Origin of the sequence: Ochrobactrum sp. BTU2 (assembly GCF_024539785.1) — a bacterium.
In the GTDB taxonomy this organism is placed as follows: Bacteria; Pseudomonadota; Alphaproteobacteria; order Rhizobiales; family Rhizobiaceae; genus Brucella; species Brucella anthropi.
Genome location: NZ_JAHWRG010000001.1, coordinates 312,901 through 333,666, shown reverse-complemented (window position 1 = coordinate 333,666; position 20,766 = coordinate 312,901). Strand labels below are relative to the sequence as shown.

Genomic DNA, 20,766 nt, shown 5'->3' with positions numbered 1-20,766 from the left:
GTCACCTCCCCGCACAGAGTATTTCCATGCGCATTTTCACCGCATCGCTTGCGACAGAAACCAACACGTTCTCGCCGGTTCCAACCGACAGGGCCTCGTTCGAGATGGCTTTTTATGCCGCGCCGGGCATGCATCCGGAAACGCCGACGCTTTGCTCTTCGCCCATTGTCGCATTGCGCAAGCGTGCGGCAGCGGAAGGGCTGACCGTCATCGAAGGCACTGCCACCTGGGCGGAACCGGGCGGATTGTTGCAGCGGCAGGCGTTCGAGGAATTGCGCGATGAAATCCTTGACCAACTGAAAGCCGCAATGCCCGTTGATGCAGTCGTGCTCGGCCTGCATGGCGCCATGGTCGCTCAAGGTTACGACGATTGCGAGGGTGATCTTCTGGAACGCGTGCGCGCCATTGTCGGGCCGGATATTCTGGTTGCCAGCGAATTCGATCCGCATAGCCATCTGACGCCGAAGCGTGTCGAAAACCTCAATATTTTCGCGTCGTTCCTCGAATTTCCTCACACGGATTTTTATGAGCGCGGCGAGCATGTGGTCGATCTCGCGCTGGACGCCCTGAAGGGTCACATCAAGCCGGTCATATCCACTTTCGACTGCCATATGATCAGTGTGTTTCCCACAAGCAAGGAGCCGATGCGCTCCTTCGTCGACCGCATCAAGGCGATGCACGGCAAGGACGGGATTCTGTCGATCTCCGTCATTCATGGCTTCATGGCTGCCGATGTGCCGGAAATGGGGACCCGTATTCTCGTCGTCACAGACAACAATCCGGCCAAGGGGGCAGCACTTGCCGAAAAACTCGGGCGTGAATTGATTGCGATGCGCGAGCAGACATTGATGACCATGTTCGACACCGATCAGGGCATCGACCGGGCGCTGGCTGCCCATGCAGCCAATCCCGCCAAACCTGCGGTGATCGCCGATGTATGGGACAATCCCGGCGGCGGGGTTGCAGGCGACGGAACCTATGTCCTTCGCCGCCTGATCGAACGCGGCATCGACAATATAGGCATTGCTACGATCTGGGACCCCATTGCAGTGACCTTCTGTCATGCGGCAGGCGAAGGCGCAGTGATCGACCTGCGTTTCGGCGGCAAGTCCGGTCCGCTTGGTGGCGAACCCATCGATGCCCGCGTGACGGTCATGAAAACCCTTGCCGAAGGCTGGCAGAGTTTTGGCCCAAGCCGCGTGACGCTGGGGGCCTCGGCAGTCGTGCGACTTGAAGGCACCGAGATCGATATCATTCTCAACACCAACCGGACGCAGACATTCGAGCCGGATATCTTCTCGAATATCGGCATCGATCCGATGAAGAAGGATATGCTGGTGGTGAAATCGACCAATCATTTTCATGCGGGCTTCGTGCCGATTGCTGCCGAGATCATCTATGTCGCGGCGCCCAGCTCTTATCCGAGCAATCCTCGCACGACCAATTACCGCAAGCTCAGCCGTGCCATCTGGCCGCGTGTCGAAAACCCGTGGTGAACTAACGAAAAAAGCGCGGGAATTTCCCGCGCTTTTTTGAGCATTCCCCGCTTAAATTGAAACAGTGGAAATGCTCTATCTCTTTGTTTTTACGCATTATCCTACGCAAAACCGCTTCGCACTTTTGCTGGAAATGCTCTAATGAGCCAGATAGGTTGAGATAATCGGCACGTAAGTGACCAGCGCCAGCAGGATGAACAGCGCCATATACATGCTGAATGCCTGGCGAGTGAAATCTCCCACCCTCACCTTCGCAATATTGCAGACCATCAGCATGACCGTTCCAACAGGCGGTGTCAGCGTGCCAATCGACAGGTTGATAATCACGATGATACCGAAATGCACAGGATCAATGCCCAGAGCCTTTACCGTCGGCATCAGAAGCGGCACCAGAACGATCATCAGAGCTGTGCCCTCGATCAGCGCGCCGAGGATCAGCAAGATCACGTTGACTGCCAGCAGGAACGCATAAGGATTGCTGGTGAAGGACGAGATCAGCTGCATCAGCGACTGGCCGGCCTGTTCAAGCGAAAACACCCATGCGAGCGCCGATGATGCCATGATGACCAGCATGACGGACGCGGTCGATTTCGCTGTTTCGATCAGCGAATCCACCACATGCGAGATGCGCATTTCGCGATAGATCACGAAGCCGATAATCAGAACCAGCGTAACGGCAACTGCACCGGCTTCTGTCGGGGTGAAGATGTTCAAGCGGATGCCGCCAATGATCGCGAACAGCAGCAGCACCGCAGGCCATGCCGAAGCAAGCGTCGAGGCAACTTCGGCGCCGCTCATCCGCTTTTCACGGCTTGGCTTGTAGCCGCGCTTTACCGATGTCGCATAGGCCGCGATCATCAGGATAACGGCGCCCAGAATGCCCGGCAGCACACCTGCCATGAACATCTTGCCAATGGAAACATCCGCAATCAGACCATAGATGATGAGCGCAATGCCGGGAGGAATGATCGGCGTAATCAGCGAGCCAGCAGCCGTCACCGCGCAGGAGAACGCTTTGTCATAGCCACGCTTGACCATTTCCGGCACCATCATGCGGGTGAGCATGGCGCTGTCAGCCAGATTGGAAGCGCTGACGCCACCCATCAGGGTGGAAACCATGATGTTGGTGAGTGCCATGCCGCCGCGCATACGACCGACCAGAATTTCCGCGACCTTGATCAGACGTTCTGCAATGCCGGTATGCGACATCACCGTACCAAGCATGATGAAGAACGGAATGGCAAGCAGCGACGTGTTCTGTGCCGGGCTGATGAAGCGCTGCACGGCAATCGCTATCGGCATCTGGTTGAAAAAGGTGAAATAGGTGAAGACCGCAATCAAAATGGCCACATAGAGGCGCATATTGAGCGCGATCAGCGCCAGCATGATGAGAACGATGGTTGTCAGGTTCATGCCTCGCCTCCCGCAAAAGCGGCGCGCAAGGATTTGAATGCGCCTGCAAACATATAAAGAGCGATAATGACGAAGCCGACCGGCACAGCGATATCTATCCAGTAATAAGAGACCCGCAGCACGTCAGTCACTTTGAACTGAGCCGCAACCGAAAGCTTGTAACCGGCATAGGACACGTAAAGCAGGAACAGTCCCGACAGGATGGAGACGATGGCGTTGACGACATCGCGCACCTTCTCCGACAGCAGATCCACGAGCATCGGAATGGCAAGATGCTGGTTGCTGCGTTCTGCGGCGACACTGCCAAGCATCACGATCCAGATCATCAACAGACCGGCCATTTCCTCGGTCCATTGCAATGGCTGATGCATCCAATAGCGCATGACGACGGCGATGTTGAACATCGCAAGCAGGATGAACAGCGGCACGGCAGCCAGCCATTCGATCAGTTTTTCAAAGTATTTCATCGGATTGAGTTCCACGATCGAGCCATGCCGCGGCAAACCGCGACACGGCATTATCCGAGTAAGGATGGATCAGTTCAGTTCGGCTTTGATCTTGTCATAAAGGCCGGGCGACCATTCCGGGAACTGGGTGTAGACCTTTTCAGCAAGTGCCTTGAAAGGAGCGCGGTCGACATCGATAATCTCGACACCGGCTTCCTTCATCTTCTCGATCATTTCATTGTCTTTTTCGATCGTCAGCTTCTGGCTGTAGAGACCCGCATCGTAGGCGGACTCATGGATCATCTTGAGCTGATCTTCCGGCAGCGTGGAGAAGAAGGCTTCGCCGCCGACAATCAGAGCAACGTTGGTCAGATAGCCGACCTTGCTCAGATATTTGGCTTCTTCCTGGAACTTCTGGCCGTAAAGAACCGAGATCGGGTTCTCAACGCCATCAATCACGCCCTGCGCCAGCGCCGGGAAGGTTTCGCCCAGCGGCATCGGGGTTGGCGTTGCGCCCATGGCTTCGAAAGTCTTGATCTGCATGACGTTGTTCGGCACGCGAATCTTCATACCCTTCAGGTCTTCAGGCGTACGGATCGGCTTCTTGGAAATGATCTGACGAATGCCGTAGAGATAGTTCGGCATTACGATGTGAATGCCCTTCTTCTTCAGCTCTTCACTCTTTTCCTTGAACCAGGGACCATCATAAACTTTGAAAAGCTGTGCCGGATCATCGGTCAGGAACGGACCGTAGAGTACGCCGAGGTCCGGGTCATATTCGGCCAGAAAGCCAACGTCGGAAATGGTCACGACATTGAGCCCCATCATGGCCTGCTCGGTCACGTCCTTCTTGGAGCCAAGCTGCGAGCTTGGATAGAGTTCGAGCGTGATTTCGCCATTGCTGCGCTTGGCAAGATCATCTTTCCAGTAATGCATTACCTCATCGAAAGGCTCGCCGGGGTTGTTTTCATAGGCAACCTTGATCGAAACATTGGCAGCATAGGCAGCCATGCTTCCTGCCAGCAGCATGCTGGCGGCGATCATGCCGGTAACGAGTTTCTTCATCTTTGTCCTCCCATATGGGGTCATTAAACAATTGGCCTTAGGGCCGGTTTCCTCCACTAGAGCGCCATGCGTCCAATTTGGACGCTTAAAGGACGCTCTAATTTCTTCAGTTTACGCATCGATTTTCCATCGATGCGTGGCAGCCCACGTCTTCCTTCCCGACGTGGCGCATTTGCTTCGATTTCAGTCGCGTTCGATGATGATCTTCAAAACGTTACGGTCGCCGTCCCAGTAAGGGAGTGCCGCTTCAGCTTCATCAAACGGAAATACCTTCGAGATCAGCTTGTCGGCATCCGTCCCAAGCTTTTCCAGATGCGCAATGACGGCCTCGAAATCGGTGAGCGTGGCATTGCGTGATCCCATGATGTCGAGTTCCTTCAGGTTGAAGAACTGCGTCTGATAGGTGACCGGCGCCTTGGAATAGCCGACATAAACCACCCGGCCCGCAAAGCCCGCCAGGTCGACAGCCTGCGTGAAGGTGATCGGCAGACCGACCGCTTCGAAAGCAACGTCCACGCCGTCGTCGTTGGTCAGTTCCTGAACCTTGGCGACGACATCCTCACCGCCCGGCAATGCGTGTGTTGCGCCGAATTGCAGTGCCAGTTCGCGCTTTTCAGCGCTTGGATCGATGGCGATGACCTTGGCACCGCGCGCCAGCGCGCCGATGAGAACACCCATACCGATCATGCCGCAACCGAGAACAGCAACCGTATCACCTGCCTGAACACGTCCGCGCTCGACGGCATGGAAGCCAACCGAAAGCGGCTCGACCAGCGCCAGATGACGGGGCGACAGCGTCTCATTGAGGATCAATTTTTCGGCAGGCAGCACGATCTGGTCGGCCAGGCCGCCATTTTGCTGCACGCCGAGCGTCTTGTTATAACGGCACGCATTGAGCCGACCTTTACGGCAGGACGAACATTCACCGCAATTCGTATAAGGCAGCACGATAACCCGCTTGCCTTTGACATAGGCAGCGCTGACACCCTCTCCGGTTTCCATGATCTCGCCGCCGATTTCATGCCCAGGAATGCGCGGCAGCTGCACCAGCGGATTAAGCCCCTTGAAGGTGTTCAGATCACTGCCGCAGAGACCCACGTGCCGAACCCGCACACGGACCTGACCGGCCAGCAACGGCGCTTCGTCGATTTCTGCAAAACGTGTGACGTTTTCGCTCTCGATACGCAGAGCTTTGACCATCGAATTATTCCTGTCAGTCGTCATTAAAGAAAGGGATCAGGTTACGGCGCCGACCTGCCAAGGCACGAATTCGTTGTCGCCATAGTCGTAGACTTCGCTCAACGTCTTCTCGCCGGATGCGACCGCGATGATATGTTCGAAGATGCGGATGCCGGACTGTTCGATGGTCTCGTCGCCGGTGACGATACCGCCGCAATTGATGTCCATGTCTTCCTTCATGTGCTCGTACATTTCGGAATTCGTGGCGATCTTGATGCAAGGCGAAGGTTTGAAGCCGGAAACCGAACCACGGCCAGTGGTGAAGCAGATCACGTTGCAGCCACCGGCCACCTGTCCAGTCACCGCGACGGGATCGTAACCCGGCGTATCCATGAAAGTGAAACCCTGTTCCGTGACGGTTTCGGCAAACTCATAGACGGCCTTGAGCGGCATGGAACCACCCTTGGCAACTGCACCGAGCGACTTTTCCAGAATGGTGGTCAGCCCGCCGAGCTTGTTGCCATGCGATGGGTTGTTGTTGAGCTCGTCGCCATTGCGCGCCGTGTAATCACGCCACCAGTCGATGCGCTGCAACAGCTTCTCCGCCACCGCAGGCGTTACTGCGCGACGGGTCAAAAGATGTTCGGCACCATAGATTTCCGGCGTTTCCGAAAGAACGGTCGTGCCGCCATTGCGCACAATAAGGTCCGAGGCATAGCCCAATGCCGGATTGGCCGAAATGCCGGAATAGCCATCCGAGCCGCCGCATTCCAGCGCTACTTTCAACTTCGACAGAGGCTGTTTGGTGCGCACCGCCGAATTGACCAGCGGCAGCATTTCCTTGATCTCGGCAATCGCATGATCGATGGTCTTGCGCGTGCCGCCATGCTGCTGGATCGTCATGGTGCGCAGGCGCGAGCCTTCTTCCATGCGGTAATGTTCGAGGATCGGCGCGATCTGGTTGGTTTCGCAGCCAAGGCCGATCAGCAGGATGCCGCCGAAATTCGGGTGCTTGGCATAACCCTGAATAGTGCGCGTCAACAGGCGATAGCCTTCCGACTTGGTGTTGAGCGCACAGCCGCTGCCATGTGTCAGCGCCACGACGCCATCGACATTGTCGAAACCATCGAGACCGTCCATGCGGTTGAAATAATCGGCGATGTAACGCGACACCGTGGCCGAGCAATTGACCGACGAAATCACGCCGATGAAATTGCGCGTGCCGACACCGCCCGCGCCCCGGTCATAGCCCATGAAATGGCGGCGTTCTGCGTCCGGCAGCATGCCGCGTTCTTCAATATCGATGGAGAACTGATGCTCGTGTTCAGAGGGCAGCATGGCGAGGTTCTGCAAATGCACATGCTCGCCCTGAGCGATATCCTTCGTCGCAACGCCGATCACCTGACCATATTTCAGGACTTCCTTGCCTTCCGGAATATCACGAATGGCAACCTTATGCCCGCGACCGATCAGTTCGCTGGCCCTGATCCCGTCAAGGCCAATCGGATCACCGGCGCGAACCGAAATGCGCGCAACGGCAACATCATCCGACGGATGCAGCAGAATAACCGGCGCAACCGCTGTATCAACGGATTCATTCATTTGTCTGACCTCACTCCCAAATCGTCCCGGCTAATTACTCGCTGGGTTCATTATCCATCCAACGCTGCTTGGACCGGTCCAGATGCGTTCGCATGGCTGCCTGCGCCTGAAGCGGATCCCTCGCTTCCAGCGCCGCATAGATGGCTTCGTGCTCGGCCAAAGCCAGAGCCCATGTATCGTTATCCTCGAAGCGCGTCCTGATATGCGACGTCAGCGGACTATGCCGCTCGTCAAAAAGGTCGCGCACGATGCGCACCAGCACGGAATTGCCCGATTGCTCGGCAATGAGCAGATGAAACTGCCTGTCGAGCTCAATCGCCTTGCGCCCGGCATCGACATTCACCTTCATTGCGTCAATCGTTGCGCGCAACTCGGCAAGCCTTTCAGGCGTCATGCGCGCACAAGCCGTGACGACCACGCTGCCTTCGACCATTTCGCGCGCCTGCATGATTTCAAGCGGACTCTCGCCGATGGAAGCGCCATGTAAAAGCGAACGCTTTTCCGACTCTGCCGTGACATAGATGCCGGACCCCATGCGGATTTCGACATTACCGGCGATTTCGAGTGCAATAAGCGCCTCGCGCAGCGAAGGCCGCGACACGCCAAGTTGCTGCGCCAGCTCGCGTTCAGCCGGTAGCCTGCTGCCAGCAGGAAACTGGCCGTCCTGGATAAGGCTTCTCACCCGATCTGCGATCTGCTGATAAAGCCTGCGCGGTTCCGCAGTTGCCGTAAAATCGCTCATAGCGCTCCCAAATCCGCCTCTCCTCGAATTGGCCTTACCATATTTCCAACCGAACAGAAGCGCAATATGCTTAAAAACCCGGTTAATTGCGGCAAATCGCGCATTTCATCATGTGGAACCGAACCAATCGTTCGATAAAGAATCCTACTGGCTTGACCAATTTACCCTGCATCGCTTAGTTAAAACCACTGATTTATGGGAGAAGGTCATGCACGAGAAGCCAGCGATCCTGCAGTTCGGCACCAGCCGTTTTCTGTTGGCTCATGTCGATTTCTTTGTTTCAGAGGCGCTTTCCAAGGGCAAAGCCATCGGGACAATTGCCGTCGTGCAGACGACTTCAAACCCGCAGAGCAGCCAGCGCATCGCGGCTTTGAACGAAAGCAACGGCTATCCTGTGATGATCCGTGGGCTTGTCGACGGCAAGCCATCCGAAACGGAACATCAGGCGAAGGGCGTTACCGCTGCCTATTCCGCACATCACGACTGGGCGGCGATTCTCGACCTCGGTGCCAGCGTCGATGTGATCCTCTCCAACACCGGCGACAAGGGCTACGAACTCGACAGAAGCGATGACAGCTCGCTTCTTGCGAACCCGGATGCCTTGCCGAAGAGTTTTCCAGCCAAACTTCTGGTGCTCCTACATCACCGCTGGCAGCACAATCCCGATGCGCCATTGTCGCTGTTTCCCTGCGAGCTGATCTCGCGCAATGGCGACAGGTTGCGCTCGATCCTCATCGATCTTGCCCATGACTGGAAACTGCCGGACGGTTTCGTGCAATGGCTCGAAACCCGATGCATTTTTGCCAACAGCCTTGTCGACCGCATCGTTTCCGAACCCATCGAGCCAATCGGCGCCATCGCCGAGCCCTATGCGCTCTGGGCAATCGAGAAGGCCGATGGCCTGACGCTTCCTTGCGAACACGAAGATATCGTCGTCACCGACGATCTTGCGCGCTATGAGCATTTGAAACTCTACTTGCTCAACCTTGGCCACACATTCATCGCGGAACAATGGCTCAAGGGCAGCCGTCCGAAAGACGAGATCGTACTGGAAGCCATGCAGGACGAAACGATCCGGAATGAACTGGAAGCGGTATGGCGCGAGGAAGTCCTGCCGGTATTTGCTGCGGACGGCCTTGGCGAACAGGCCGAAGCTTACGTGGCTTCGGTGCGGGAGCGGTTTCTCAACCCTTTCCTCAAGCATCGCATCGCAGACATTGCTTCCAACCATGACGAAAAAAAGCGGCGTCGCTTCGCTCCGGTCATCGCCCTTGCGTCGGAACTCGGCCTCAATCTCGCACAGAGCCGTTTGAAGGCAGCTGTCGGCTAAGCCATTCGTTCAGTTCGATTTCTGCGCGTTCCAGCGCACTGTAATTCAGTAGTTTGCGCAAAAGCGCTACCGTCACGGCACGAGCCCGGAGGTTGAAACGCCCTTCCTCCGGCTCACCTTTTTCCTGATAAACGCCAAGTTTTTCATAGAGTTGCTGCAATCTGTTCTGAACGCTTCTCAGCGACAGATTGCGGCGGCGCGCAATAACGCGATCCGTAAGCCCCAGCGCGATATCGACCAGAATTTCATACTCACTTTCGCTGAAACCGCTGGCATGACCGAGGCTCTTTTGCTGCAGGCCGCGCACCTCGCGGTCGATGACGCATTGTGCTTCGACAAAGATACTGCGCAATGCCAGCCGCAGCTTATCGTCGGACGCCGATTTCAGCACATAGCCATAAGCCGCCCCTTCCGGCACGATGCGCGACACACCGCGCACATAGGCTTCGTCGGCATAGTTCGACCAGAACAGGATGCGCGTTTCAGGATTCTCCTTCCAGATGGTGCGGGCGGCCTCAATACCATTGCGCCCGCTCATCTGCAGGTCCATGACAATATGGGCTGCGCGGTGCTGACGGGCCAGCTTCTCACCTGCCGAGCCGTTGTCGGCTTCCAGCACATCGCTACATTCAGGCAATGCCGCAAGCACAGCCTCGCCAAGATAGGCGCGATGCAATGGATCATCTTCCACGATCAGAACATGCATTTTACCCTCCCGTCTCCCGGCACATTTCCACAGGCAGATGGATCGTCACGCTGGTGCCACCGCCTTCCCCATTTTTCCTGATAGCAAAACTTGCAGAAATCAACCGCGCGCGCGTGCGCATATTGTCGATCCCATGTCCGACGCCATGCCCGTCACTAGAACGTTGCACCTGGCGATCCATGCCGATACCATTGTCAGCGACTTCGACGTGCAGGCGACCGCCCTTGTCGCGAAACGTAACCCGCAACCGGCTGGCATGAGCATGGCGGATCGTATTGTTGATCGCTTCCTGCACGATGCGGAACAGCGAAGTCGCAACTGTTTCCTCCAGCCGATCGGCCATGCCGTCGCTGCGGTCGTCCAGCGTCCACTCGATGGACGATCCACTGTCGCGCACCGAACGGTCAAGATGGTTTTCCGTCGCTTGCACAAAACCGAACAGCTGAAGAATTGAAGGCTTAGCTTCTTCAATGATTTGCCTGAGATCGTGCATGCAATGCTGCAGCCCGCGAAACAGCGGTTCAAGCTGCTCGCCCGAGAGGTCCGGTGCATGGGTAAGCCGCTCCACGTGACGCGCAAGGCGTGTCAGGTCGGCCAGCGTCTGATCATGCAAATCCATACCGATGCGATGGCGCTCTGTCTCCAGCGCTTCGGTCAGCTTCAACGCGCCGAAACGCAAGCCTTCCTCGCGAGCGCGCGCTTCCGTTTCCACGATAGCGGAACGCTTGGCCTGTTCCGCCGCGCGGATCGCAAAAAAATATGGTGCAAGCAGATCGGCAATCGACTGGGCGTTTTCCACGTCCCGCATGGTGTAGCAGGCGGGCGCGAGACTGGAGCAGCTGAGCGCACCGATAATATCGCCCTGCGCCTTCAAGGGCACATGCAGGCGGCCTTTCAGATCATGCTCGATGATCGGACTGGAAAAGGAACCATCAAAGTGAAAACGCTGATCGGTGCGCGCATCGTCGGTCAGTAGATGATCGACTTCGCCGGAGAGCACCGTTCGAATGGGACTGCCCGACAACAGGGCGGGAGGATTACGACTCCAGGCCGTCGATATGCCGCTCTCATAGGCGATGTGGAACTTGCCATCGACCATCTTGATGCAAACGTCCAGATGATCATAGGGCACGATATGCGTGATTTCCGCCGCCACCGCCTGAATAATGGAATCGAAGTCGAGCTGTCCCGCCAGCAATCTGGAAATATTCAGATAGTGGTCGAGCAACCTCTGGGGCACGAGTTCGGCCAAGCGTTTCTCCTCCAAACGCAAATTGCTCCTGAAGCACTATAATACGCCGTCACATCCTCGGCGCGTCTTGCGGGTTCCCGCAATTTTGCTGCGGGAACCCGCAAGACAGTTGCTTCATTCGGCCTTCACAGAAGGCTTGTCTTCTTTCATCCTCGCTTCACCAGAAAATTGCCCGCAAGACAAGAGCGTAAAATCGCGTCAGGTGCAGACTGGTGCCGTTGAGGAGCGGCGGTGCGGGAGGCTCGCATCATAATCAATTCAGACGATCCGAAGTGCCGGGGCGCTGCGGGTCGTACACTGGCAACCGGGAGGAAAGAATGAAACTCGCAAGAATCCTTTTCGCATCCGCAGCACTGGCAGGCGTTCTCGCCGCTGGCAGCGCGATGGCTGACACATCGTCGAAGAAGATTGCATTCTCCAACAATTATGCTGGCAACTCATGGCGCCAGGCCATGCTGCAAAGCTGGGACAAGATCACCAAGGAAGCCGTGAAGGCCGGTGTGGTCGCTGCGGCTGACCCGTTCACGACGGCTGAAAATCAGGCCACAGAGCAGGCCGCACAGATCCAGAACATGATCCTGCAAGGCTATGATGCCATCGTCATCAATGCCGCTTCGCCAACCGCTTTGAACGGTGCAATCAAGGAAGCCTGCGATGCGGGCATCACGGTCGTTTCCTTTGACGGCACCGTCACGGAGCCTTGCGCATGGCGCATCGCGGTCGATTTCAAGGCAATGGGCGAAGGCCAGATCGATTATCTCGCAAAGCGCTTCCCCGATGGCGGCAACCTGCTTGAAATTCGCGGTCTTGCCGGTGTTTCGGTCGATGACAATATCCATGCTGGCATCGAAGAAGGCGTGAAGAAGCATCCGAAATTCAAGATCGTCGGCTCCGTCAATGGCGACTGGGCGGCGGACGTGGCACAGCGTGCCGTCGCTGGCATCCTCCCAAGCCTGCCGAAAATCGACGCAGTCGTGACGCAGGGCGGCGACGGTTATGGTGCTGCGCAGGCCTTCGCCGCCGCCAAGCGCGAAACGCCGATCATCATCATGGGCAACCGTGAAGACGAACTGCAGTGGTGGAAGCAACAGAAGGACGCCAATGGCTACGAAACCATGTCGGTTTCGATTGCACCCGGCGTTTCAACGCTTGCTTTCTGGGTTGCCCAGCAGATTCTCGACGGCAAGGACGTGAAGAAGGACCTCGTGGTTCCGTTCCTCAGCGTCAGCCAGGAATCGCTCGACAAGGATCTGGCCAACACCCAGAAGGGTGGCGTCGCCAATGTCGAATATTCGCTGGAAGACGCGCAGAAGGTCATCGACGCGGCCAAGTAAGCCGGGCCTCACATAATCGAGCGATTGGGGCGGGTTTCGTTCCCGCCCTTTTCCATCGTCTATTCTTCAGCATTTCCAGCAATCAGTTGAGCGTATGACAGAAACAGCAGAGAAACGGGAGGTCGTCGCCGCGCGCAATATTCGCGTGCAGTTCGGTGCGGTGAAAGCACTGGATGGCGCTGAGCTCGTGATCCGCGAAGGTGAATGCGTCGGGCTGGTCGGCCACAATGGCGCGGGCAAATCCACCATCGTCAATGTCATCAATGGCGGGTTGTCGCCACATGAAGGCAGCGTTTCCTATCATGAGGAAGCAGGACACGGCGTAGCGATGGCGCGCAAGCACGGCGTGCGCTGCGTCTTTCAGGAATTGTCGCTGTTTCCGAACCTGACCATTGCCGAAAATGTCCGCATCATGCAGCGCGATCTGACCGGCGCTGGCTGGCGCGGCAAGGCCGTCGAACTGATTTCCAAAAAGCTCGACGAGATTTTCCCCGGTCACAAGATCGACAGCGGCGCCACCATCGACGAGCTTTCCATCGCCGAGCGGCAGATGGTCGAAATCGCCATCAACTTTACCGCGCCCGGCACTGCGCCAAAACTGGTTATTCTCGATGAGCCGACCTCTTCGCTTGATGCAGGCATTGCCGCGCAGCTCATGGCCTATGTGCGCCGTTTTGTCAGCACCGGCGGCGCCGTTATCCTGATTTCGCATATGTTGGGTGAAATCCTCTCAACCTCCGACCGCATCGTGGTGATGAAGGACGGAAAGGTGGTCGCCAACCGCGCTGCGGGCGATTTCACCAATCGCAGCCTCGTCGAAGCCATGGGCAGCGTCGAGCGCGAAAAGGCTGCGCGCCGCGTTGCAAAGACCGACACGAGCGGCACGCCCGTTCTGTCCTTTGCCAAGCGCGCCAGCGACATCAAGCCGTTTGAGGCATTCAGGGGCGAAGTCATCGGCCTCGCCGGGCTGGCCGGACACGGACAGACCAGGATGCTGCTCGATCTCTACTATGCGCGGCGACCGAACTGGGTTCCGGCACGCAATTGCGAAATCGCCTTCGTTGCTGGCGACCGCAGCCTCAACGGCACCTTCCCGCTGTGGAGCATCCTGCACAATCTCACCATCGGCTCGCTGGACCGGCTGTCGTCGCTGAAACTCGTGGACCAGAAGCGGGAAGATGTCCTCGGCAGCGACTGGAAAGACCGTATCCAGATACGCACGCCGGATATGGGTAACCGCATCCTGTCACTGTCGGGTGGCAACCAGCAGAAAGTGCTTTTCGCCCGCGCACTGGCAACCAGCGCCAACACTATTTTGATGGACGATCCAATGCGTGGCGTCGATGTCGGCACCAAGCAGGAAGTCTATGAAATCCTGCGCCATGAGGCTGACAACGGACGCACCTTCGTCTGGTACTCCACCGAAATGGACGAAATCGAACTTTGCGACCGTGTCTATGTTTTCCGCGACGGCGCTATCGTTGCGGAACTGACCGGCGAAGACATTACGGAAAAGAACGTGCTTGCAGCATCATTTGAGGGAGGTCACGAATAATGCGCCTTTCCTCTTCCTCCATCCGCCTGCTGACGCCGGTTTTCTCGCTGGTTCTGCTGCTTGCCGCCGTCTTCTACATGCAACCACGCGCCATGAGCTATACCGGGCTGAATCTGCTGTTCAATCTGGCCGTCCCCATTGCGCTAGCGACCATCGCCCAGATGCTCATCATGGCGGTCAACGACCTCGACCTCTCGATGGGCACCTTCGTGAGTTTCGTGGTCTGTGTTGCCGCAACCTATCTCAACACTGCGCCCATCATCGGAATGCTGATCCTTGCCGCAGCCATTGCAGCTTATGCGGCGCTTGGCGCGCTGATCCACCTGCGCAATCTGCCTTCCATCGTCGTCACGCTTGGCATGAGCTTCGTCTGGGGCGGGTTTGCCGTTCTGCTGCTGCCCTCGCCCGGCGGACAGGCGCCGGACTGGGCGCGCTGGATCATGACCGCCAAGCCGCCTTTCATGCCGATGGCCATTGTCGCCAGCATCCTGATCGCGGTCGTCACGCATTTCATCGTCATGCGTTCGACCTTCGGCGTGCTGATGCGTGGCGCGGGCGGTAACAGCCGTTCCATAGAACGTGCGGGCTGGTCTGTGACCATGATCCGCGCCGGAACCTATGCACTGGCGGCCTTCTTCGCAGTGCTGGCCGGGATTGCACTCGTCGGTCTCACCACATCGGCCGATGCCAATATCGCGTTACGTTATACGCTTCTGTCTATCGCAGGCGTTATTCTCGGCGGTGGTGAATTCGTCGGCGGACGCGTATCGCCTATCGGAGCCGTCATCGGCGCACTGACGCTGACGCTTGCCGGATCGTTCCTCTCCTTCATGCGCATTTCGCCGGACTGGCAGATCGGTGCACAAGGCGGCATTCTCATCGTGGTGCTGGCATTGCGCCTCTTCCTCAATCGCCTCGAAAAGAGGGAGAAAAAGCAATGAGCGGTCTCACCATCCTGACCAACCGTCCGTGGATATGGTCGTTCATCGCCACTGCCGTCGTCTGGATCATCACCATCCTCTTTACCGGCGGCGCTGGCGCGCACGGGCTCTCCCACGCAGCTTTCACTTTCGCGTCCTTTTCGGTGATTGTCGGCCTCGGCCAGATGTTCGTCATCACGCTCGGACCCGGCAATATCGATCTGTCGGTCCCGGCCAATATGACGCTCGCCGCAACACTGGCGCTCAAGCTCATGGATACGCAGGACGGCATGGTGCTTGCGGGGCTTGGTGTTGCCATTCTGGTTGGTGTTGCCATTGGCATCTGCAATTATACACTGATCAAGCTTCTGCGCATTCCGCCCATCATCGCCACCTTGTCGATGAGCTTCCTGATCCAGTCCACCGCCATCTGGAGCAATCGCGGCCTGCGCGTGAAACCGCCGGAAAGCCTAGCGCAGTTCACGACATCCTCCACGCTTGGCGTTCCCAATGTCGCCCTCGTGGCGCTGATCCTGTCAGTCATTGGCTGGGTACTGTTGAAGAAGAGCATCTATGGACGCTGGATTTCGGCAATTGGCCAGAATCCTTTCGCTGCGCGCATGGCGGGCGTTCCGGTCGATGGCACCCGCTTCATCACCTATCTGCTCTGTGCAGTGCTCGCTTCGCTATGCGGCTTCCTGCTTGCCTGCTTCTCGGGAGGCGCAGCGCTGAACATGGGCGCGGAATATCTTTTGATGTCGATTGCCGTCGTCATCATCGGCGGCACGGCGGTTGCAGGTGGTGATTCCAACATCCCTGGTATTTGGGGTGCCGCCCTCTTCATGTTCCTCATAGTTTCGATGCTCAACACCTACGGCTTCGGCGCCGGTGTCCGTCTTGTCCTGACTGGCCTCACCATCATTGCGGTGATCGTCCTCGCCAGTGGTCGACGCGCCGAGCGCTAATTATCTTCGGAGTATCTCCCTTGTCTCAGACTGTTTCGATTTACGAAATCCACGACGAACGCTTCAAGCAGATGATCGTGCCGAGCGCCGATCTGGACGAACTTTATAGCGGCTGCCGCTGGGCGGAAGGCCCGGTGTGGTTCGGTGACCAGAACTGCCTTTTGTGGAGTGACATTCCGAACCAGCGCATCCTGCGCTGGGTCCCAGATGGCGGCGTTTCAGTGTTCCGCCAGCCCTCCAATTTCTCCAACGGCAACACCCGTGATCGTGAAGGACGCCTCGTCACCTGCGAGCATGGCGGTCGCCGCGTCACCCGCACGGAACCAGATGGCAGCATCACTGTGCTGGCGGACAGCTATCAGGGCAAGAAGCTCAATGCGCCTAACGACGTCATCGTGCGCTCGGATGGAACAATCTGGTTCACCGATCCCACCTACGGCATCATGGCCGATTACGAAGGCTACAAGGCTGAGCCGGAACAGCCGTCGCGCAATGTCTATCGCCTCGACCCGAAGACCGGCAACATCGATGCGGTCATAACTGACTTCCACCAGCCGAATGGTCTCGCCTTTTCACCGGACGAAACAAAACTCTACGTCGCCGACAGCGCCTATAGCCACAATGAGGATGCGCCCCGTCACATCCGCGTCTTCGACGTTGTGGATGGCGGTAAGCGCCTGACGGGCGGCACGGTTTTCTGCACCATCGACATGGGCCTGCCGGATGGCTTTCGTTTCGATACGGACGGGAACTTGTGGACCAGTGCTGGTGATGGTGTGCACTGCTTTTCGCCGGAAGGGGCGCTTCTCGGCAAGATCAGGACGCCGCAAACGGTCGCCAATGTGACTTTCGGCGGTCCACGCCGCAATCGGCTGTTCATCACAGCAACGAAGTCGCTTTATGCGGTCTATCTCACCGTCACCGGTGCCCAATATCCTTGATAAAACAACGGCGGCTTTCCAAAACGAAAAGCCGCCGCTCTTTATAAGTATAATAATTCATTGAAAAAACTGCATTCGCCGCAAGTCGCATTCATGCGAACCTGCCAATAAGGTTTCTTTATTTAAAACGGATCTTCCCGGCCCAAAAACCGGAGCGACCCGCATATCAGAACCGTGAATGACGGAACAAATCAAAGAATGATCTCTTCTGTCCTTCAGCCTGCACTCAGCAAGAAAGGCCGCAGCCTTACAAGTGAATGCATGCCCTGATGCGCTGAGGTTGTATAGCGCAACCGTCAACGCGATGGAAACAGTTTGTCAACAAAATCACTCACATTACTGTGAGTAAACTCTGAAAAAGCTACAACTTTTCATGATGTTACCCGAAATCATCAATCTTAATATTAGTAATACCTATTTCATGATCCTATTTATTTCCCGTTTATTAGAAGTACCGCAGCAACCGAAACAATGACTTGCAGCCTGACCGATCATGCAGAATGTCTGAGTTCCAACGGGCGCTGGCCCGGAGCACGATAGCGGATGTGACAGCCGCTGATGCCCTGATATTCGACGTCGACATCGACACCGAAGACTTCGGCGATGCGCTCTGCCCGCAACACCTCTCGCGGTGTGCCGAGCGCGACGAGATTGCCCTTGTCCATCACCGCGATTCGGTCGCAGAACATCGCGGCATGGTTCAGGTCATGCAAGGCGGCCACGACTGTCAGTTTTTGGCGGCTGACAAGATCAAGCAACCCGATCTGGTGCCCGATATCGAGATGATTGGTCGGTTCGTCCAGAAGCAAAATCCGCGGCTCCTGCGCCAGGGCGCGCGCTATATGCAGGCGCTGCCGCTCTCCGCCGGAAAGCGTGTGCCAATAGCGGTCAGCCAGATGGACCATATCGACATTGACCAGCGCCTGGTCAACGATTGCATCGTCTTCCGCCGACCATGGCGACAGGGCCCCAAGATAGGGCGTTCGCCCGAGTTCGACCGCCTGACGCGCCGTAATGCGCTCGGTTGTTCCCGCCTGTTGCTCGACCAGCGCCAGTTGGCGCGCAATCTCGCGACGACTAAAACTGTCGATGGATGCACCGCAGAGGTTCACTTCGCCAACGCGGCATCTACGAACACCGGAAAGCAAAGACAGAAAGCTGGTCTTTCCCGAACCATTCGGCCCTATGATGCCAAGAAACTCACCTTCCGCCACTTCCAGCGAAACATCGCGCAAGATTTCGACACTGCCCGTCGACCAGCCGATATTGCATGCTGAGAGGATCATGACGACGCCCTCCTTTGTCCAAGCAACAGGGCGAAGGCCGGCGCACCGAACAACGCCGTGATAACCCCGATCGGCAGAACCTGACCCGGAATAATGATACGCGACAGAATATCCGCAACGATCATGAAGATTGCTCCGATAAGGGCCGCCGCGGGCAACAACCTGCCGTGCCGAACTCCGACCACCATTCGCGCCGCATGGGGAATGACGAGGCCTATGAAGCCGACAGAGCCGACGATGGAAACCATGACCGCCGTCATCATGGCGCTGACGCCGATCAGCACCGCGTAGACGCGGCGCACCGGTATGCCGAGAGAAGCTGCGGATTCCGTTCCGAAGGTGAAGGCATCGAGCGCACGCGCATGCCACAGACAGATGGCAAGACCGATCAAACAGGCAGGCAAAGCGAGTGTTACGTCCGGCCAGCGCACGCCGGAAAGGTTGCCAAGGAGCCAGAACATGATACCGCGCGCCTGTTCGGCATTTGCTGCTTTGGTGACGATGAATGACGTCAACGCGTTGAAAAGCTGTGAACCGGCAATACCCGCCAGAATGATAGCGCTGCTGCCTCGCCCCGCCCGCAGCGCCAGCAGGGACACGAGACAGAAAGCAACAATAGCGCCAATGAACGCACCCAGCGAGAGTGTCAGCACGCCAGCGCCGATGCCAAGAATGGCAACGGCGACGGCTCCAGTCGAAGCGCCGGCGGAAATGCCCAGAATGTAAGGATCGGCGAGCGAGTTTCGGAGCAGCGACTGCAGAATGACGCCGGATATTGCGAGAGACGCGCCGCAACATGCAGCGATAACCGCACGGCTGAGGCGATAGCTCCAGACAATCCCTTCATCGATGGGTTCGAGCGGATATCCGGCATTCCACACCCGATTGGCTACGGTTTTCGCAACCACATCGAGTGGTATCGCCGTTTCGCCTATCGCCGCTCCGAGCCAAAGGGCAAGAAGAAGCAGGACAAGCGAAAAGGCCAGGAAGAACACGCCGGAGCGGGTCCTTCCCTTCTGTTTGAAGCCTGTTGTCGCTACCCGCGCCGTCACTTGTTCAGGCCCGAGGCGGCGATATCGGCTGCAAGTGTTTCGATGCCTTCGATCACGCGAAGCGACGTGCTCATCGACTGCGCATCCATGTCGAAGACATGCTTGCCCTTAACCGCAGGCATCAGCTTCGTGACCGCATCGTTCTCGAGAAACTGGTGCTTGACGGCAATGTCGTCAGCCGGATAGCGGCGGCGATCCAGCTTTGCAGCCACGATCATCGAAGGGTTCGATTTCGCAATCGTTTCCCATCCGACCGTCGGCCATTCTTCCTCGCTGTTGATCACATTCTTGATGCCGAGTGCCGAAAGAATATAGGCGGGTGCGCCGAACTTGCCTGCGACGTAAGGATCGGCATCGACCTGCGTGCTGGAGAACCAGACAACGGCAGACAGCTTGCCGCCAGCAGACCCAATTTTTTCGCGCGCGGCCGCTTCGCGCGCCTTCAGGTCGGCGACGAGTTTCTCGCCGCGATCCTGCACATTGAAGATTTCCGCCAGTTCGGTGATTTCCTGATAGACGATATCCATCTTGAAGGCTGCCGTACGAACACCGTCGCCACCGCCGGAATTGTCCTTGCCAACGCAATCGGAAGGCGATGTATAGGCCGGAATGCCCAGTTCCTCGAATTGTTCAGGCTTCGCAACAATGCCGGTCGGGCCGACATGCCACTGAAAATCCGCCGTTACGATATCCGGCTTCTGCGCCAGAACGCTTTCGAAGCTCGGATCGTTATCGGCGAGCCGCTTTACCTTGGCATTCACCTCCTCAAAACCTTTGAGAACAGGCCCGAACCACACTGCCGTGCCGACGACCCTGTCGCTGAGACCAAGGCTGTAAAGAATTTCTGCGCTGCTCTGGCCGACCGCAACCGCGCGGCTCGGTGCCTGCTTGAAGGTAACGTCACGACCGCAATTTTTCAGCGTCAGCGGATATTGCGTTTCCGCTGCCTGTGCAGCCAAACCGCCTGCGAGAAATGCAACCGCACAGAGGGCGGCGCGAAACGGCATCTTGCCGAGAATATTCATGAAAGTCCCCGAAATGATGAGAAAAAGACGCCCTGTCAGCTGGCGGAAAAAATCCGATACGGAAGACGGACAGGCATATCCGGGGACATGTCGAAATCATGCGATGACGATGGAAGGATGCGTCCTGCGACGCGGAAATCTGTCATAACCGGCTCCTGCTCCGGGCATCCCCGCCCGTGACAATGGACAACACTAAACGGCAGGTCTCCTGGCTCACGAATATCTGCTGTTCATCTGCCTTCCCGCGCTTCTCCGGCACAGTGGCATGACGCTTTCAACGTCACGAGGATGAACGGCAATCCGCTTACAGTTGCGGGGGCAGCCACGGTCTTGGCCCCTTTTCGGGTCGTCCTCACCGTGTTCCCTATTAATCCCCTTCGCTCTCGGTCGGGGAACCGTCGTTACACTATTACGTTGACCCGATGTCGCCGTCAAGCAGGTCTCGATGGCTATTTCC

At 57.2% G+C, this 20,766-nt stretch carries 18 protein-coding genes and 1 riboswitch; of the genes, 7 read left to right on the top strand and 11 right to left on the bottom strand.

All coding sequences use genetic code 11. The annotated features are described in order from the left end of the window. The first annotated feature begins 26 nt into the window (after positions 1-26). Positions 27-1,496: a M81 family metallopeptidase gene (locus tag KWJ32_RS01660; protein ID WP_012093250.1), complete on the top strand. Its 1,470-nt coding sequence runs from the start codon at positions 27-29 to the stop codon at positions 1,494-1,496. A 138-nt stretch (positions 1,497-1,634) separates the two neighbouring features. Here the strand turns inward: KWJ32_RS01660 and KWJ32_RS01655 are convergent, their stop codons facing one another. The 6 genes from KWJ32_RS01655 to KWJ32_RS01630 form a co-directional block, all read right to left on the bottom strand. After that, positions 1,635-2,909, bottom strand: coding sequence for a TRAP transporter large permease (locus KWJ32_RS01655; protein WP_012093251.1), 1,275 nt, complete (start codon positions 2,907-2,909; stop codon positions 1,635-1,637). Continuing rightward, positions 2,906-3,376, bottom strand: coding sequence for a TRAP transporter small permease (locus KWJ32_RS01650; protein ID WP_172488809.1), 471 nt, complete (start codon positions 3,374-3,376; stop codon positions 2,906-2,908). Before KWJ32_RS01650 ends, KWJ32_RS01655 begins: the two co-directional genes overlap by 4 nt. 69 nt (positions 3,377-3,445) lie before the next feature. Then, positions 3,446-4,420, bottom strand: coding sequence for a C4-dicarboxylate TRAP transporter substrate-binding protein (locus tag KWJ32_RS01645; protein ID WP_012093254.1), 975 nt, complete (start codon positions 4,418-4,420; stop codon positions 3,446-3,448). A gap of 183 nt (positions 4,421-4,603) precedes the next feature. Continuing rightward, the gene (locus KWJ32_RS01640) at positions 4,604-5,620 is read right to left on the bottom strand and encodes a zinc-binding alcohol dehydrogenase family protein (protein ID WP_012093256.1); all 1,017 of its coding nucleotides are present in this window, start codon (positions 5,618-5,620) and stop codon (positions 4,604-4,606) included. A 36-nt stretch (positions 5,621-5,656) separates the two neighbouring features. Next, positions 5,657-7,201, bottom strand: coding sequence for an altronate dehydratase family protein (locus KWJ32_RS01635; protein ID WP_012093257.1), 1,545 nt, complete (start codon positions 7,199-7,201; stop codon positions 5,657-5,659). Positions 7,202-7,235: 34 nt separating this feature from the next. Next, positions 7,236-7,943 (bottom strand): FadR/GntR family transcriptional regulator, encoded by a 708-nt coding sequence (locus KWJ32_RS01630; RefSeq protein WP_010659090.1) that lies wholly within the window; start codon positions 7,941-7,943, stop codon positions 7,236-7,238. Between the two features lie 208 nt (positions 7,944-8,151). Between KWJ32_RS01630 and KWJ32_RS01625 the strand changes: the two genes are divergently transcribed. Then, positions 8,152-9,273: a D-mannonate oxidoreductase gene (locus KWJ32_RS01625; RefSeq protein ID WP_012093259.1), complete on the top strand. Its 1,122-nt coding sequence runs from the start codon at positions 8,152-8,154 to the stop codon at positions 9,271-9,273. Here the strand turns inward: KWJ32_RS01625 and KWJ32_RS01620 are convergent. After that, positions 9,233-9,979 (bottom strand): response regulator transcription factor, encoded by a 747-nt coding sequence (locus tag KWJ32_RS01620; RefSeq protein ID WP_012093260.1) that lies wholly within the window; start codon positions 9,977-9,979, stop codon positions 9,233-9,235. The two genes, KWJ32_RS01625 and KWJ32_RS01620, sit on opposite strands and share 41 nt — an antisense overlap. A gap of 1 nt (position 9,980) precedes the next feature. Then, positions 9,981-11,231, bottom strand: a complete 1,251-nt coding sequence (locus KWJ32_RS01615; RefSeq protein ID WP_040128645.1) for a GAF domain-containing sensor histidine kinase — start codon at positions 11,229-11,231, stop codon at positions 9,981-9,983. A 317-nt stretch (positions 11,232-11,548) separates the two neighbouring features. Between KWJ32_RS01615 and KWJ32_RS01610 the strand changes: the two genes are divergently transcribed. The 5 genes from KWJ32_RS01610 to KWJ32_RS01590 all read left to right on the top strand — a co-directional run bounded on the left by KWJ32_RS01610 (position 11,549) and on the right by KWJ32_RS01590 (position 16,946). Further along, on the top strand, positions 11,549-12,565 hold the full coding sequence (locus KWJ32_RS01610) for an ABC transporter substrate-binding protein (protein ID WP_012093262.1): 1,017 nt from the start codon (positions 11,549-11,551) through the stop codon (positions 12,563-12,565). A gap of 94 nt (positions 12,566-12,659) precedes the next feature. Beyond that, positions 12,660-14,120 (top strand): sugar ABC transporter ATP-binding protein, encoded by a 1,461-nt coding sequence (locus KWJ32_RS01605; RefSeq protein ID WP_012093263.1) that lies wholly within the window; start codon positions 12,660-12,662, stop codon positions 14,118-14,120. Beyond that, positions 14,120-15,061, top strand: a complete 942-nt coding sequence (locus tag KWJ32_RS01600; protein WP_012093264.1) for an ABC transporter permease — start codon at positions 14,120-14,122, stop codon at positions 15,059-15,061. The genes KWJ32_RS01605 and KWJ32_RS01600 overlap by 1 nt, the downstream gene beginning before the upstream one ends. Then, positions 15,058-16,005 carry an ABC transporter permease gene (locus KWJ32_RS01595; RefSeq protein ID WP_012093265.1) on the top strand — a complete coding sequence of 316 codons (948 nt, stop codon included), beginning with the start codon at positions 15,058-15,060 and terminating at the stop codon, positions 16,003-16,005. The genes KWJ32_RS01600 and KWJ32_RS01595 overlap by 4 nt, the downstream gene beginning before the upstream one ends. A 71-nt stretch (positions 16,006-16,076) precedes the next feature. Next, entirely contained in the window at positions 16,077-16,946 is an 870-nt protein-coding gene (locus KWJ32_RS01590) for an SMP-30/gluconolactonase/LRE family protein (RefSeq protein ID WP_049768458.1), read from the top strand. A gap of 491 nt (positions 16,947-17,437) precedes the next feature. Here KWJ32_RS01590 and KWJ32_RS01585 read toward each other — a convergent pair whose 3' ends face one another. Genes KWJ32_RS01585 through KWJ32_RS01575 form a run of 3 tightly spaced genes read right to left on the bottom strand, consistent with a single transcriptional unit; the run spans position 17,438 to position 20,309 of the window. Further along, complete coding sequence (locus KWJ32_RS01585; protein WP_012093267.1) at positions 17,438-18,232, bottom strand: ABC transporter ATP-binding protein; 795 nt, start codon at positions 18,230-18,232, stop codon at positions 17,438-17,440. Further along, positions 18,229-19,227, bottom strand: a complete 999-nt coding sequence (locus tag KWJ32_RS01580) for an iron ABC transporter permease (protein ID WP_012093268.1) — start codon at positions 19,225-19,227, stop codon at positions 18,229-18,231. The genes KWJ32_RS01585 and KWJ32_RS01580 overlap by 4 nt, the downstream gene beginning before the upstream one ends. A gap of 53 nt (positions 19,228-19,280) precedes the next feature. Continuing rightward, the gene (locus tag KWJ32_RS01575) at positions 19,281-20,309 is read right to left on the bottom strand and encodes an ABC transporter substrate-binding protein (RefSeq protein WP_012093269.1); all 1,029 of its coding nucleotides are present in this window, start codon (positions 20,307-20,309) and stop codon (positions 19,281-19,283) included. 180 nt (positions 20,310-20,489) lie between these two features. Next, positions 20,490-20,724, bottom strand: a riboswitch (cobalamin riboswitch). Positions 20,725-20,766 lie beyond the last annotated feature (42 nt).

Bases quoted from the DNA above. Each gene is read 5' to 3' on its own strand.
- KWJ32_RS01600 (WP_012093264.1), top strand. From the start codon at position 14,120: ATGCGCCTTTCCTCTTCCTCCATCCGCCTGCTGACGCCGGTTTTCTCG.
- KWJ32_RS01625 (WP_012093259.1), top strand. From the start codon at position 8,152: ATGCACGAGAAGCCAGCGATCCTGCAGTTCGGCACCAGCCGTTTTCTG.
- KWJ32_RS01635 (WP_012093257.1), bottom strand. From the start codon at position 7,201: ATGAATGAATCCGTTGATACAGCGGTTGCGCCGGTTATTCTGCTGCAT.
- KWJ32_RS01585 (WP_012093267.1), bottom strand. From the start codon at position 18,232: ATGATCCTCTCAGCATGCAATATCGGCTGGTCGACGGGCAGTGTCGAA.
- KWJ32_RS01610 (WP_012093262.1), top strand. From the start codon at position 11,549: ATGAAACTCGCAAGAATCCTTTTCGCATCCGCAGCACTGGCAGGCGTT.
- KWJ32_RS01590 (WP_049768458.1), top strand. From the start codon at position 16,077: ATGATCGTGCCGAGCGCCGATCTGGACGAACTTTATAGCGGCTGCCGC.
- KWJ32_RS01595 (WP_012093265.1), top strand. From the start codon at position 15,058: ATGAGCGGTCTCACCATCCTGACCAACCGTCCGTGGATATGGTCGTTC.
- KWJ32_RS01620 (WP_012093260.1), bottom strand. From the start codon at position 9,979: ATGCATGTTCTGATCGTGGAAGATGATCCATTGCATCGCGCCTATCTT.
- KWJ32_RS01660 (WP_012093250.1), top strand. From the start codon at position 27: ATGCGCATTTTCACCGCATCGCTTGCGACAGAAACCAACACGTTCTCG.
- KWJ32_RS01640 (WP_012093256.1), bottom strand. From the start codon at position 5,620: ATGGTCAAAGCTCTGCGTATCGAGAGCGAAAACGTCACACGTTTTGCA.
- KWJ32_RS01605 (WP_012093263.1), top strand. From the start codon at position 12,660: ATGACAGAAACAGCAGAGAAACGGGAGGTCGTCGCCGCGCGCAATATT.
- KWJ32_RS01645 (WP_012093254.1), bottom strand. From the start codon at position 4,420: ATGAAGAAACTCGTTACCGGCATGATCGCCGCCAGCATGCTGCTGGCA.
- KWJ32_RS01630 (WP_010659090.1), bottom strand. From the start codon at position 7,943: ATGAGCGATTTTACGGCAACTGCGGAACCGCGCAGGCTTTATCAGCAG.
- KWJ32_RS01575 (WP_012093269.1), bottom strand. From the start codon at position 20,309: ATGAATATTCTCGGCAAGATGCCGTTTCGCGCCGCCCTCTGTGCGGTT.
- KWJ32_RS01655 (WP_012093251.1), bottom strand. From the start codon at position 2,909: ATGAACCTGACAACCATCGTTCTCATCATGCTGGCGCTGATCGCGCTC.
- KWJ32_RS01650 (WP_172488809.1), bottom strand. From the start codon at position 3,376: ATGAAATACTTTGAAAAACTGATCGAATGGCTGGCTGCCGTGCCGCTG.